This is a genomic window from Mesorhizobium sp. CO1-1-11 (genome assembly GCF_020164995.1).
In the GTDB taxonomy this organism is placed as follows: Bacteria; Pseudomonadota; Alphaproteobacteria; order Rhizobiales; family Rhizobiaceae; genus Mesorhizobium; species Mesorhizobium australicum.
Genome location: NZ_JAIUHE010000002.1, coordinates 277,686 through 290,813 on the forward strand (window position 1 = coordinate 277,686; position 13,128 = coordinate 290,813).

The following is a 13,128-nucleotide window of genomic DNA, read 5'->3' on the forward strand; positions in this document are numbered from 1 at the left end:
TGAAAGAATGGGGATAGGCTGGGGGGACAGCGCCCCCCTCTGTCCGGCAGGACAGAGGGGGCGCCTCGCGCAGACGTTTTACCGGATAGCGCTATGCGCGCCGTTACCAGTCCATCACCACCTTGCCGGAACTGCCGCTGCGCATCGCATCGAAGCCGGCCTGGAAATCGTCGATGCCGATGCGGTGTGTGATGAGCGCGGAGACGTCGAGCGGGCCCTGCACCAGGGCGATCATCTTGTACCAGGTCTCGAACATCTCGCGGCCGTAGATGCCCTTCAAGTGCAGCATCTTGAAGATGACCTTGTTCCAGTCGATCTCGAAACCAGTCGGGGCGATGCCGAGGATGGCGATCTTGCCGCCATTGTTCATGGTGTCGATCATGTCGCGGAAGGCAGGCGCGGCGCCCGACATCTCCAATCCGACATCGAAACCTTCTGTCATGCCGAGTGCCGGCATGACGTCGCGCAGCTTCTCCTGCGAAGCGTCGACGACATGCTGGACGCCGAGTTTCTTCGCCAGCGCCAGGCGCACCGGGTTGATGTCGGTGATGACAACCTTGCGTGCGCCGACGCACTGCGCCACCAGAGCGCCCATGATGCCGATCGGTCCGGCGCCGGTGACCAGCACATCCTCGCCGACCAGATCGAAGGACAACGCCGTGTGGACCGCATTGCCCAGGGGATCGAAGATCGCGGCAATCTCGTCCGGCACGTCGTCGGGGATCGGCACCACATTGTGCTGGGGAATGGCCAGGTACTCGCCGAAGGCGCCCGGACGGTTGACGCCGACGCCGAGCGTGTTACGGCATAGATGTCCCCTGCCCGCGCGGCAGTTGCGGCAATGACCGCAGACGATGTGTCCCTCGCCCGACACCCGCTGGCCGACCTTGTATTCGGTGACCGCGGCACCAAAGTCGGCTACCGTGCCGACGAATTCGTGGCCGGTCACCATCGGCACAGGAACCGTCTTTTGCGCCCACTGGTCCCAGTTGTAGATGTGGACGTCGGTGCCGCAGATCGCGGTCTTCTTGATCTTGATCAGCACATCGTTCGGGCCGATCTCAGGCACCGGAACCTCTTCCATCCAGATGCCCGGTTCGGCCTTGGCCTTCACCAGTGCCTTCATCATGTTCGACATTCTCTTGTCCCTTGAATCTCTTGATCCGGAATCGCTTTTCGCTACCGGCCCTTCAGGAAATCACACCCAATTCCCTGCCGACCGCTCCGAACGCTTCCACGGCCCGGTCGATGTCGGCGCTGGAGTGCGCCGCCGACATCTGGGTGCGGATGCGGGCCTGGCCCTTCGGCACCACCGGGAATGAGAATCCGATGACGTAGATACCACGCTTCAGCATGCGCGCCGCCATCTCCTGCGCCAATGTGGCATCGCCCAGCATTACCGGGATAATCGGATGGTCGGCCCCGGCCAGCGTGAATCCAAGCTTTCCCATCTGGGACCTGAACCGCGCCGCATTGGCATATAGGCGCTCGCGCAATCCGTCGCCATTGCGGATCAGCTCGAACACCTTGATCGAGGCGCCGGCGATCGCCGGCATCAGCGTGTTGGAGAAGAGATAAGGCCGCGAGCGCTGGCGCAGCCAGTCGACCACCTGCTTCTTGCCCGAGGTGTAGCCGCCCGAAGCGCCGCCGAGCGCCTTGCCGAGCGTGCCGGTGATGATGTCAACCCTGCCCTCGACACCGCAATGCTCGGGCGAACCGCGCCCGTTTCCGCCGACGAAGCCGACCGCATGGCTGTCATCCACCATGACCATGGCGTCGTATTTCTCGGCCAGATCGCAGACGCCTGAGAGATTGGCGATGATGCCGTCCATGGAAAACACACCGTCGGTGGCGATCAGCCGGAAGCGGCAATCCTTGGCTTCCTTCAATCGCGCCTCGAGATCGGCCATGTCATTGTTGGCGTAGCGAAAGCGTTTGGCCTTCGACAGCCTGACGCCGTCGATGATCGAGGCGTGGTTCAGCGCATCCGAGATGATTGCGTCTTCCTCGCCAAGCAGCGTCTCGAACAGGCCGCCATTGGCGTCGAAGCAGGAGCCGTAGAGGATGGTGTCTTCTGAGCCGAGGAAAGAGGAGATCGTCGTCTCGAGCTGCTTGTGTTCTTCCTGGGTCCCGCAGATGAAGCGCACCGAGGCCATGCCGTAGCCGTAGCGGTCGAGCGCCTGCGTGGCCGCCGCGCGCAGTTCCGCGCTGTCGGCAAGGCCGAGATAGTTGTTGGCGCAGAAGTTCAGCACTTTCTCGCCGCCGACCTCGATCTCAGCCGACTGCATCGAGGAAATCACCCGCTCGGACTTGTAGAGCCCGGCGGATTTCAACCCGGCAAGCTCGCTGTCGATATGGGAGAGAAATGCTGCGGTCATGATCGGGCCCCGTTTGACGTCGGCAGACTGTCGTCCCGCCCGCACAAAAAATCCATCGCAAAAGCGACGGATCAGGTGGCCGGGCAGCATCAGCTGGGACGTTCCGACATTGCCCAGGTGACCACCCGGAAACGCATGGGCCGACGAATGCTCAAATGCAGGCCGGCCGCGAAAGAACCCGATAACCATTTCGTGATCTTTCCGCCTCTCGTCCGCGCCGGCCGGCCGTCGATTTCCAGTCCTGTTAACGTTTGCAGTTCAATGGTGCTCGCATAAATCCGTTGGCGAGAGGACCGCCCCCGAACATGTCTCAGCAGCCGGTGCAAACCGTTTCAGGCAAGCTCATACTGCTGATCAAGGCTGGCTACTGGCTGGCGCTGCTGATCATTGCCGCCATGGTCGCGGCCTCCTTCGTCCTGCTGCAGCAGACGATGGCCACGCAGCAGCACAACAACACCTTGCTCGACATCGTCGGCACGCAGAAGACGCTGTCGCAGCGCATCGTCTTTCTGGCCAACGCAACGGGCGCCGCCTCGCGCGACAAGCAGCCGGCGCTGGTCAGCGCGCTGAAGCAGGCCACGGCGGAGTTCGAGACGAACTACGATCTGCTGCTCAAGCAGACGGGCGCGGATCCGCAATCGCCGGCCAAGCTCGATGCGAAGTCGATCCAGAGCGTGCTTTTCGCCAAGCCCTTCCATCTCGACTATTTCTCGGTTGGCCTGATCGCCAATGGCGACCGGCTGGTCTCTGCACTGGAATCGCAGCTCAATCTTGGCGACAATGGCGGCTACAAGGGCGGCGCCGACCGCGTCAATCTCGATGCCTCGGTCGCCAATGCCACGCTGTCGGGCTATGCCGCGCTCGGCCAGCGCATCAGCGCCGATGCCGACGAGCGCTCCGAAAAGCTGCTCTCCCTCCACCGCACTCTGTTCTACGCCACACTCGGCGTCATCCTGCTGGTGGCGCTGTTCATCTTCAGGCCGATGTCCAACGCGATCCTGCGCAAGACGCGTGAGTTGGTCGACGCGCGCAATTCGATGGCCTTCATCGCGGTGCATGACGGCCTGACCGGCCTGCACAACCGCACCTTCCTCACCGACCATTTCGAGACGCTGATCAAGGGCGCGCATCGCCGGCGCGAGCGCCTGGCCGTAGTCCAGCTCGACCTCGACCGCTTCAAGCAGATCAACGATACGCTGGGTCACGCCGCCGGCGATTATGTCCTGGTCGTGACGGCACAGCGCATGCGCGATTCCTGCCGCGCGTCGGATCTGTGCGCGCGGCTCGGCGGCGACGAATTCGTGATGATCCTCAACGGAGCCGGCAGCACCGAGGACATCAACATGCTGGCACGGCGCATCCTGGTGCACATCAACGAGCCGATCGTGTTCCAGGGCACCACCATTCTCCCGGGCGCCAGCGGCGGCATCGCGGTCTATCCGATCGATGCCGACAATGCGCAGGACCTGCTCGTCCATGCCGATCTGGCGCTCTACTCCGCCAAGAAAATGGGTGGCGGCAACTTCTCGTTCTTCTCCGAGGAACTGCGCCGCGAACTCGACTACCGCAAGCAGCTCGAACACGACATCAAGGTCGCCATTTCCGAAAAGGCGTTCCAGGTCTATTTCCAGCCGCAGGTCTCGCTGACCGACGGCACCATCAGCGGCATCGAAGCGCTCGTGCGCTGGAATCATCCCGAGCGCGGCATGATCTCGCCGGGCGAATTCATCCCGGTCGCCGAGAAATGCGGCTTCATGCCGGAGATCGGCCGTATCGTGATCAGCAAGGCGATCAACGAGGCCGCCGAATGGAACCGGACCGGGATTGCTTTCGGCCGGCTTGCAGTCAATGTCTCGGGTACCGAGTTGCGCGAGCATGATTTCGATGCGTTTTTGTTCGATACGCTGGAGAAAGCCGGACTGCCGCCGCAGAAACTGTCGCTGGAAATCGTCGAATCCGTCATTCTGGACGACGAGAAGACCGGCATCGCGGCGAAGCTGCGTCATATCAGGGCGGCCGGCGTGCATCTGGAGCTCGATGATTTCGGCACCGGCTACGCTTCGCTCAGCCACGTCAATCCCAACGAGATCGACAGGCTCAAGATCGACCGTCGCTTCGTGCAAAACATCCATGAGAATGGCGACAACTCCAAGATCGTGCGCGCCATCACTGAACTTGCGCGGGGGCTGGGCATCTCCATCGTCGCCGAGGGTGCCGAAACCGAGGCCGAGCTCGATTCGCTGATGGCGATCGGCTGCGACCAGGTGCAGGGCTATTCCATCGCCTTCCCGATGCCGCATGACAAGGCGCTGGAATGGCTGACCGCCCGCATGCCGAAGAAAGCCAGGCTGACGGTATTGCAGGGAAGCCTGGCGTAACCCGGCCAGCCTTGACAAGCAGCCGCGGAAATGGCGGCCTGTCCTGACCGCGAGGGGATAGCGGCTCCATGACATTCTTTCGGCTTGCCCTGGCAGCCATGTTATGTCGGCGTTGCCTGCCCATGGCGCGGATCGCACCATCTATCTCACCTTCGACGACGGTCCGCTGAACGGTACAAGCAACATCCTCGACGTCTTGGAGGCAGCGCGGTTCCGGCAACGCTGTTCATGGTCGGTATGCATGCCGAGGCCAGTGCGTCCAACCGGCCGGCATTCCTAGCTCTCTACGTTCTTCCGCAACGCCGCAAGCACCTGCGCAAATTCCGCCAGACGCTCGTCTGGCAGCCCTTTGCGAAGCCGCTTGTCAAAGACGAGTGCCGCTTGCCGCAACGTCTCGAACAGCGCTTCTCCCGTCTCCGTCAATTCGACCAAGTGAACCCGGCGGTTGACGGGATCGCGCCGCCGCGTCAGCAGGCCCTGCGCTTCCATCGCGTTGAGATGATGGGTCAGCGTCGCGCCCTGGATGCCGATCATGCCGGCGAGTTCGCGCTGATTGGCAAGCTCGCTCGACTTGACAGACAGCAGCGTGAGCCAGACCGGCAATGTGCCGCCTGCTTCAACCAAGGCAGCGTCGAAGGCTTGTGCGACAAGCTTGGCGGTTCGGCCGAGATTCATGCCGACCGGCGGGCGGTCAAATGGTGTCATGATCTGACAGTAGAGCAAGCAGTGGGAATGTGAAACTGGCTTCGTGATTGACATCTAACCGTTAGATATCTAATTTTGCCTTAGTGATGGCATCGCGACAGGGTTGCGGCGCGTAGGCGGTGGGCGAATGAGAGGAATGCGGTCATGCAATATGTTTATATCGCCGTCATCGGCCTGCACGTCATGGCCGGCGTCTTCTGGGCCGGCACGACCATCGCGGTTGGCCGCGATCCGGACATCCGGGCAGAGCGGTTCTTCCGGCCGCAAATGGGCGCGGCCGGTTTGGCTTTCCTGACCGGTTTGCTGCTCTGGTATTTCTTTCATGAGGGTGCTTTTGGCTCGATGGAAAAGATACTGGCGCTCGGCATTTTGACGGCGCTGATCGCCGCCGGCGTGCAAGGCGCGCTTGTGGGCTCCGCCAGCAGGCAGCTTGCCGGCGCCGATGCCGCGACCCAAACGGCGCTGCGCGCGAAAATGACCAGGGGCGAACGCATAGCCGGCGGGCTGCTGGTCATCACCGTGCTCTGCATGGCGACCGCCAAGATGTTTTAGAATCGCACGGCCGGTGAAAGCCGATCATGCGCAGCGCGCAACGGACCAGAGCGGCAGGTGGCTCTCCTTGCAAAGGTCGTTGCGCGCCACCCGATCGTGATCAAATCCTGATCCCGAACCTGATCCCGTCATAGATGGCGGCGTGGATGTTGCGCGAGGCAACCGCGTCGCCGATGCGCAAGAGCACGAAGCCGCCATCCGCGTTGCGCTTGGGAAAAATGTCGCCGCCGTTGGCCAGACGCTCATAGTCAACCGCACCACCGTTCTTCGACACCGGTTTCAGCGAAAGATACAGATCGTCGAGCGGCGCCGTGCCGTGCTCGACCACCACCTGGTCGACCCTGCGCTCTCCGCGCCAGCCATCGGCGAAATCCGAAGCGAGTTCCGCGATCAGTTGATTGCCCTCGCGCCGCACCGAGCGCAGGCGGGTATTGATGGTGACGGTGACGCCCTTTTCCTGGAAGGCCCTGACATAGGGTACGTGGTTCATGCCGCCCATTTCGGGGGCGAAGAAGCGTTCCGGCGAAACCAGTTCCAGCTTCGAGCCGCTGTTGGCAATCAGTTCGGCCGCGCCCATGCCCTGATGGCCGCCATTGTCGTCGTAGAGCAGCACATTTTCGGCCGGCTTGACGCTGCCGGCCATGATGTCCCAGCTCGAGGTGACGAGATTGTCGCCGGAGGCCAGCGGCGGGTTCTGCGGCAGGCCACCGGTGGCGATCACCACGACGTCGGGCGCCAGCGCCAGAACATCGTCCTGTTCCGCCCAGGTGTCATAGCGGATCTCGACGCCGAGCCGGTCGAGTTCGGCCAGCCGCCAGTCGATGATGCCGATCAATTCCTTGCGGCGCGGGTTCTGGGTCGCCAGACGCACCTGGCCGCCAGCTTGTGATGATGCCTCGAGGATCGTGACTTGATGACCGCGCTCGGCTGCGACGCGCGCCGCCTCCAGCCCACCAGCGCCGGCGCCGACGACCACCACTTTCCGCTTGGGCCCTTCCGTCTTGACAATGACGTGCGGGATATCCGCCTCGCGGCCGGTCGCCGCATTGTGAACGCATAGCGCCTCGCCGCCTTCATAGATGCGGTCGAGACAATAGGTAGCGCCGACACAGGGACGTATCTCGTGCTCGCGGCCCTCCATCACCTTCTTGATGATGTGCGGATCGGCGATATGGGCGCGAGTCATGCCGACCATGTCGAGCTTGCCGGTGGCGATCGCATGGCGCGCGGTGGCGACATCGGAAATGCGCGCCGCGTGGAAGGTCGGGAATTTCGTCGCCGCCCTCACCTCGCCGGCGAAATCGAGATGCGGCGACGACCGCATGCCGGTCACCGGAATGACCTTGGTGAGCGCCGCGTCGGTCTCGATCGAGCCCCGGATGATGTTGAGGAAATCGAGCTTGCCGGAGCCGGCCAGCCGCCTGGCGATCTCGACGCCCTCCTCCTTCGACAGGCCTTTGTCGAAATCCTCGTCGGCGACCATGCGGATGCCGACGACGAATTTCTCGCCGACCGCCGCCCGCACCGCATCGAGCACCATGTTGGTAAAGCGCAGGCGGTTGTCGAGCGAACCGCCATACTCGTCATCGCGATGATTGGTGGCAGGCGACCAGAAGCCGTCCATCAGATGGCCGTAGGATTCGAACTCGATGCCGTCGAGCCCGGCCGCCTGGCAGCGCTGGGCGGCCGACGCATAGTCGGCGACGATGCGCTCGATGTCCCACTCCTCGATGGTCTTGGGGAAAGCGCGATGCGCCGGCTCGCGCACTGGTGAAGCCGAGAGCACCGGCAGCCAGTCGGCCTTGTTCCAACCCGTGCGGCGGCCAAGATGGGTGATCTGGATCATCACCTTGCAGTCATGCTCGTGGCAGGCATCGGTGAGTTCGGCCAACCACGGCACGATGCGGTCGTCATAGACGTGCAGATTGCCGAAGGCAGCCGGGCTGTCGCGCGAAACGATCGCCGAGCCGGCGGTCATGGTCAGCGCCATGCCGCCCTTGGCCTTTTCGGCATGGTAGAGCCGGTAGCGCTCCTTCGGCATGCCGTCCTCCGAGTAAGCCGGCTCGTGGCTGGTCGACATCACCCGGTTCTTCAGCGTCAAATGCTTGAGCTGGTAGGGTTGGAGAAGCGGGTCGTTGCTGGTCATCGTCTTCCTGCCGTTTTAATTTGTGCTAATGAGCGGCAAATCCAAGGGAAACCGCATATGATCGATACCAAAAATCTCACCCAGCTCGGCACGCACGTCGAGACGCCACAGAGCCCCGAAGCCGCGGTCCTGGAAACCGTGCCGTTTTCGCGCGGCGACGGGCCGCCGGCGATCGTGCGCTTTACCTGCCCGGAATTCACCTCGCTCTGCCCGGTGACCGGACAGCCGGATTTCGCCCACATCGTCATCGACTACGCACCCGATGCCGCCCTGGTGGAATCGAAGTCGCTCAAGCTGTTCATGACCTCGTTTCGCAACCATGGCGCCTTCCATGAAGACTGCACGGTGATGATCGGACGCCGCATCGTGGCCGCGACCAAGCCGCTCTGGTTGCGCATAGGCGGCTATTGGTATCCGCGCGGCGGCATTCCGATCGATGTGTTCTGGCAGACCGGCGCTCCGCCCGAAGGCGCCTGGCTGCCGGATACCGGCGTCACCCCCTATCGCGGGCGCGGCTAGTTCGGCCATCATTCGCACTGGTACTGGCTGAGCGCCCATTCGCCGGTCACCGACAAAAGGTCCGCTATCTTCCATTCGCCATCGACCTTCTTGAACTTCCATTCGAGGCGGTGCGGGTTACCGGCGACGACGAAGGCGACGATCACCTTGGCCTGGTCGCCATTGATCGCTTCGAGCGTCTTCAGGCTCTTGTCGATCTCGGCCTTGTCGTAGTCCGCATTGTCGAGCGCCATGTTGGGGTCCAGGCACTCGCCCTGCCCGGATTTGCGCAAGGCATCGCTCTTGTCGAGCACGGCTTTCGCCGGATCGATGAAATGGCCGCGCTGAGCAGGATCGACCTCCAGGCCGACCTGATCGTAGAACGGCCGCACCACCGCGGTCGGCGACCCCGGCTGGATTGGAGCGGCAGGCTCGCTTGGCGGCGATGCGACGGGTGGGGTCGGCGGCTCCGCGGCGCCGCCAGGCGGGGTTGCCGGCGGCGTCACGCTGTCATCGGGCGCGGTCCCGGCCGGAGCTTTTGCCGGCGGCGCGCCCAACAGCCCCTGAGCGGCCGCGCCGTTCAAGTCCGCCGCCAGCAGGCACACGGCCGAGAACAAAAGAAGCGTGCGACCGGCCATCGCATCACTCCGGATCTTGGCCCGCCATGCATTCGAGCTGGCTCAGCGTCCAGTCGCTGGTCTTCGATGCAATGTCCGATATCTTCCACTTGCCGTCGACCTTCTTCAGCGACCAGTGCATTTCGCGCTGCGAATCGTCTCCTTCCGGAAAAAGACTGAAACTCGCCACCACCTGCGCCGTATCGCCCTCCACCGTCTCGGACAGCTTCAGTGTCCTGGAAAGGGCCTTCTGGTCGAAATCCTGCGCGTCGAGGCCGGGGTCGAAGTCGATACAGGCGACCTGGTCCGGATTCTTCTTGTTGGCCTGGTCGTTGAGGTCGAACAGTTTCGTCACCGGCTCGGTGAAGCGATCGCGGTATTGCGCGTCGGCCTCGAACTTGACCTGCGGGACATAGAAGAACTTCACGGCGTCGGACGCCGGGCCGGCCAATGCCGCGGCTGGTGTGGCAATCGACAGGATGGCAGCGAGCAGCAGTTTCATGGATTTCCCCGAATGCATGGATTTCCCCGAATGTTTGACTGCGGAAGGCAATCAATACCACGCATCGTGCATATCGGCTTTTTTGCGGCTCATGAAGCCTCCTCCGGGCGGCGCGTCTGCTTGCATAGATCAAATCCAACGATCCTTAGTTTCCGAAAGTGGCGATCGGCGCGTTGAGTTGGGAGCGCTCAGGCTTGACACCGAGCCCTGGGATCTGCGGGACGCGTATATGCCCGTTCTCGATCACGATCGGGTTTGCGGGATCAGTATGCCCTTCGATGTACTCCTGCGCGATCCAGGCTCCCTCAAAACGTCTCGGCTCGACGGTAGCGGCGAGGTGGACGCATGCCGCGGCGATGACGTCTCCGCCCCAGGCATCGTCGCAGCTGTGCGGAAGAGATCGTATCGCACACAGGTCGCGGACCGTGGCCATCTTGGTCAGACCACCAAGACGGGTGACCTTCAATCCGAATCCGTCGGCGATACCTGACGAAACTGCCCGAAGCACGGCATTCAAATCCTCGGTACTCTCATCGAGATAGATCGGATGCGTAACGCGCCCTTTGAGGCCTGCGACTTCCTCCATGGTGTTGCAAGGCTGTTCGAACACGAACGGGATTGCCTGGCAAAGCCGATCGATGTGCAGCGCCGCGGCAGCAGTCAGGCCGCGATTGGCGTCGACGGCTATGCGGGCCCTGAAGCCAACCGCCTCCCATACTTTGTGCACAGTGGCGACGTCTTGTTCGAGATCCCGCCCGCCGATCTTGATCTGAAGCCGTGGATATCCGGCGTTGACCTTGTCGGCGGCAATACGCGCGGTCTCGTCCGGAGCACCGACGGTCGTCGAGTAGTATGACGGCACGCGATCGGTGAGCGCACCACCGAGAAGTGTTGAAACAGGGACGCCCAGCCGCTGGCCGGCGAGGTCGAGGAGAGCTATGTCCAAGGCCGCCTTGGCATAGTTGTGACCGTTCAGCCGTTCGTCCATTCGTTTGGCGAGGCGGCGCATGGACGCTGTGTCCTCGCCGATGAGTCCCGGCGCTATTTCAGCAATTGCCGCTCTCGCGCCCAGAGCATGCTGGGGTTGATAAACAGGGCCGATCGGGCAAGTCTCACCCCAGCCTGACAGTCCATCCTCGGTGGTGACTTCAACCAGCGTGCTGTCCAAATTCTGCACGGTGTCGCTGGCCATCCGGTAGGCACCGCCTTTAACAGGCAGAAGCATCTGATAGACTTTGATTGACCTGATACGCATTCAGACATCAGCCCCGTTCATGCCTTGCCTGGCATGGCGCCTTTCGCGATGGTCAAAGACCAAGCGCCACCTTGCGCCCGTCATGAATGGCAAATGCCGCCTGTCTGGAGGCGGTACAGTCGCCGATGGAGGTATGCGCAATTCCGCGCCTTTCGAGCTCGATGGACAGGCTGTCCTGCGCCATGCTGGTGGCGGCGAATACCAAAGCGTCGGCCTCGACCTGCTGCTCGGTCCGGTCGAGCAGCGAAGCGATCCTGGCCACCCTGCCGTCCCAATGAACGACGGCGCTCTCGGTCACAAACCGCACCTTCAGCTTGGCGAGTGCCCGTCGCAGCGGCGCATCGACGGCCATTCGCTGAAGCTCTTTGCCGACCAGGGCGTCCGGTGTCACAAGCGTTACGTTGTGACCATCCTCGGCGAGTTTCCAGGCGGTGCCGCAGCCCTTCCAATTGCCGCCGTCGTCCAGCAAGAGAACATTTTTTCCCGGCCTCGCCTCGCGCGCCATCACCGCTTCGGCCGAGAGCACCGGACCGTCGCCCGGAATGCTCTCCCAATGCGGCAAGGCCCGCTGGAAAGCGCCGTCCGGCGGCATCGAGCCGGTCGCGACGATGACGTGATCGGCGCCCTCGCGCTCGACATCGTCGGCTTCGACATACTGCCCGTAGCGGATATCGACCTGGAGCTGGCCGAGCTGGCGCTCATACCAGTCGATCAGGTCCAGAATCTGGGCACGGCGCGGCTGCAGTCCGGCAAGACGGAACTGCCCCCCAAGGCGGTCGGATGCCTCGGCCAGCATGACGCGATGGCCGCGCTCGGCCGCCACGCGCGCCGCTTCGAGACCGGCCGGGCCGCCACCCACGACCAGTACGCGCTTCGGCTGGCCGGCCGGAGCAAAGCGGTCGCCGCCCCACTCCCATTCCCGCCCCGCGGAAGGATTGATGACGCAGCTGATCCAGTAGTCACGGCTGCGCCGGCCCCAGCACATCTGGTTGCAGGACAGGCAGCCGCGAATGTCCTGCGGCCGGCCGGCGGCAGCCTTTGCAGCCAGATGCGGATCGGCGATCTGCCCACGCACGATGGAAACGAGATCGGCACGGCCTTCGCTCAGCACGCTCTCGGCGTTCTCGGGCGTGCGGATATGGCTCTCGGCGGTGATCAACGCGTGACGCACGGTGGATTTGAGCACGGACGCCAGGTCGGCACCGAGCTTCTCCGGGTAAACAAAGGTCGGCATGATCTTGTAGAAATCGAAGTAGGAACCCGTTCCGCAAGTGACATAGTCCATCAAGGCATCGCGGTCGTGGAGGTCGATGATCTCGGCCAGCGCTTCGCGCTTCAGCGCCACTTCGACTTCGGGCTCATCATTGATCGCGAGACCGATGATAAAATCATCGCCGCATTCCCGGCGAATCCTGGTCATCACCTCACGGCTCATGCGGGTGCGGTTTTCGAGGCTGCCGCCCCATCGGTCGTCCCGGCGGTTCGACCAAGGTGTCCAGAACTGGTCCAGCATCGAATGGTACGCCGCCCAGACCTCGACGCCGTCGAAGCCGGCCTGGTGGCAACGGCGCGCGGCCTGGACGAAGCCGTCGATCGTTTCTTCGATCTCGGCTTCGGACATCCGATGCGAGCCGTCGGAATCGTGGTAGCTCGGCAGGCCGGAAGGCGACCAACCGGGGTGAAACGAGTTGTCCGCGTCCGCGTGCTGACCGACATGGTAGAGCTGCTGGATGGCGACGGCGCCGTTGCCGCGGATCGCCTCCGTCACCTTGCGGAAATGCGGGATGACGCGGTCATCGGACGGGCTGAAATTGCCACGGGTAAGCACGGCGGCCTGATGCACGGGCATCGGCTCGACCACGATCATGCCGGCCCCGCCGATGGCGCGTTCGGCGTAGTAGCCGACATGGCGTTCGGTCGGCAGCCCGTTCTCGGCCATGTTCGCCGTATGGGCTCCAAACACGATCCTGTTGCGCAATGTTTTGCCACGCAAGGTGGCCGGCTCGAACAAACGTTTGAAGACCCGGCCGGACATGCAAATTCTTCCCCATCGGCGGCATTGCGCCGGCGCAAGGGCGCCGGCGCTGTGTGGCAGAA

At 63.0% G+C, this 13,128-nt stretch carries 12 protein-coding genes; 4 read left to right on the forward strand and 8 right to left on the reverse strand.

What is annotated here, in order from left to right; genetic code table 11:
• Window positions 1-103: 103 nt before the first annotated feature.
• On the reverse strand, window positions 104-1,138 hold the full coding sequence (tdh, locus tag LB554_RS03355; RefSeq protein ID WP_015318326.1) for an L-threonine 3-dehydrogenase: 1,035 nt from the start codon (window positions 1,136-1,138) through the stop codon (window positions 104-106).
• Between the two features lie 52 nt (window positions 1,139-1,190).
• Entirely contained in the window at window positions 1,191-2,378 is a 1,188-nt protein-coding gene (locus LB554_RS03360) for a glycine C-acetyltransferase (protein ID WP_140874360.1), read from the reverse strand.
• Between the two features lie 305 nt (window positions 2,379-2,683).
• Here LB554_RS03360 and LB554_RS03365 point away from each other — a divergent pair, with 305 nt between their 5' ends.
• Window positions 2,684-4,756 (forward strand): putative bifunctional diguanylate cyclase/phosphodiesterase, encoded by a 2,073-nt coding sequence (locus LB554_RS03365; RefSeq protein WP_140720881.1) that lies wholly within the window; start codon window positions 2,684-2,686, stop codon window positions 4,754-4,756.
• A gap of 103 nt (window positions 4,757-4,859) precedes the next feature.
• Entirely contained in the window at window positions 4,860-5,036 is a 177-nt protein-coding gene (locus LB554_RS03370) for a polysaccharide deacetylase family protein (protein WP_224583106.1), read from the forward strand.
• On the opposite strand, the gene LB554_RS03375 is transcribed toward LB554_RS03370, so the two are convergent.
• Window positions 5,033-5,515, reverse strand: coding sequence for a MarR family winged helix-turn-helix transcriptional regulator (locus LB554_RS03375; RefSeq protein WP_224583108.1), 483 nt, complete (start codon window positions 5,513-5,515; stop codon window positions 5,033-5,035). The genes LB554_RS03370 and LB554_RS03375 overlap by 4 nt on opposite strands.
• Before the next feature lie 90 nt (window positions 5,516-5,605).
• Here LB554_RS03375 and LB554_RS03380 point away from each other — a divergent pair, with 90 nt between their 5' ends.
• Window positions 5,606-6,013 carry a hypothetical protein gene (locus tag LB554_RS03380; RefSeq protein WP_015318330.1) on the forward strand — a complete coding sequence of 136 codons (408 nt, stop codon included), beginning with the start codon at window positions 5,606-5,608 and terminating at the stop codon, window positions 6,011-6,013.
• Window positions 6,014-6,113: 100 nt separating this feature from the next.
• On the opposite strand, the gene LB554_RS03385 is transcribed toward LB554_RS03380, so the two are convergent.
• Window positions 6,114-8,159: an FAD-dependent oxidoreductase gene (locus tag LB554_RS03385; RefSeq protein WP_224583110.1), complete on the reverse strand. Its 2,046-nt coding sequence runs from the start codon at window positions 8,157-8,159 to the stop codon at window positions 6,114-6,116.
• 57 nt (window positions 8,160-8,216) lie between these two features.
• Between LB554_RS03385 and queF the strand changes: the two genes are divergently transcribed.
• Entirely contained in the window at window positions 8,217-8,678 is a 462-nt protein-coding gene (gene queF, locus LB554_RS03390) for a preQ(1) synthase (protein ID WP_015318332.1), read from the forward strand.
• An 8-nt stretch (window positions 8,679-8,686) separates the two neighbouring features.
• Here the strand turns inward: queF and LB554_RS03395 are convergent, their stop codons facing one another.
• From LB554_RS03395 to LB554_RS03410, 4 genes are all read right to left on the reverse strand, one after another.
• Window positions 8,687-9,295, reverse strand: coding sequence for a hypothetical protein (locus tag LB554_RS03395; protein WP_140617116.1), 609 nt, complete (start codon window positions 9,293-9,295; stop codon window positions 8,687-8,689).
• A 4-nt stretch (window positions 9,296-9,299) separates the two neighbouring features.
• Complete coding sequence (locus tag LB554_RS03400) at window positions 9,300-9,776, reverse strand: DUF3828 domain-containing protein (RefSeq protein ID WP_224529983.1); 477 nt, start codon at window positions 9,774-9,776, stop codon at window positions 9,300-9,302.
• A 145-nt stretch (window positions 9,777-9,921) separates the two neighbouring features.
• Window positions 9,922-11,031: a mandelate racemase/muconate lactonizing enzyme family protein gene (locus tag LB554_RS03405; RefSeq protein ID WP_140661892.1), complete on the reverse strand. Its 1,110-nt coding sequence runs from the start codon at window positions 11,029-11,031 to the stop codon at window positions 9,922-9,924.
• A 52-nt stretch (window positions 11,032-11,083) separates the two neighbouring features.
• Complete coding sequence (locus LB554_RS03410; protein WP_224583112.1) at window positions 11,084-13,066, reverse strand: FAD-dependent oxidoreductase; 1,983 nt, start codon at window positions 13,064-13,066, stop codon at window positions 11,084-11,086.
• Window positions 13,067-13,128: the final 62 nt, after the last annotated feature.

Bases quoted from the DNA above. Each gene is read 5' to 3' on its own strand.
- tdh (WP_015318326.1), bottom strand. From the start codon at position 1,138: ATGTCGAACATGATGAAGGCACTGGTGAAGGCCAAGGCCGAACCGGGC.
- LB554_RS03360 (WP_140874360.1), bottom strand. From the start codon at position 2,378: ATGACCGCAGCATTTCTCTCCCATATCGACAGCGAGCTTGCCGGGTTG.
- LB554_RS03365 (WP_140720881.1), top strand. From the start codon at position 2,684: ATGTCTCAGCAGCCGGTGCAAACCGTTTCAGGCAAGCTCATACTGCTG.
- LB554_RS03370 (WP_224583106.1), top strand. From the start codon at position 4,860: ATGTCGGCGTTGCCTGCCCATGGCGCGGATCGCACCATCTATCTCACC.
- LB554_RS03375 (WP_224583108.1), bottom strand. From the start codon at position 5,515: ATGTCAATCACGAAGCCAGTTTCACATTCCCACTGCTTGCTCTACTGT.
- LB554_RS03380 (WP_015318330.1), top strand. From the start codon at position 5,606: ATGCAATATGTTTATATCGCCGTCATCGGCCTGCACGTCATGGCCGGC.
- LB554_RS03385 (WP_224583110.1), bottom strand. From the start codon at position 8,159: ATGACCAGCAACGACCCGCTTCTCCAACCCTACCAGCTCAAGCATTTG.
- queF (WP_015318332.1), top strand. From the start codon at position 8,217: ATGATCGATACCAAAAATCTCACCCAGCTCGGCACGCACGTCGAGACG.
- LB554_RS03395 (WP_140617116.1), bottom strand. From the start codon at position 9,295: ATGGCCGGTCGCACGCTTCTTTTGTTCTCGGCCGTGTGCCTGCTGGCG.
- LB554_RS03400 (WP_224529983.1), bottom strand. From the start codon at position 9,776: ATGAAACTGCTGCTCGCTGCCATCCTGTCGATTGCCACACCAGCCGCG.
- LB554_RS03405 (WP_140661892.1), bottom strand. From the start codon at position 11,031: ATGCGTATCAGGTCAATCAAAGTCTATCAGATGCTTCTGCCTGTTAAA.
- LB554_RS03410 (WP_224583112.1), bottom strand. From the start codon at position 13,066: ATGTCCGGCCGGGTCTTCAAACGTTTGTTCGAGCCGGCCACCTTGCGT.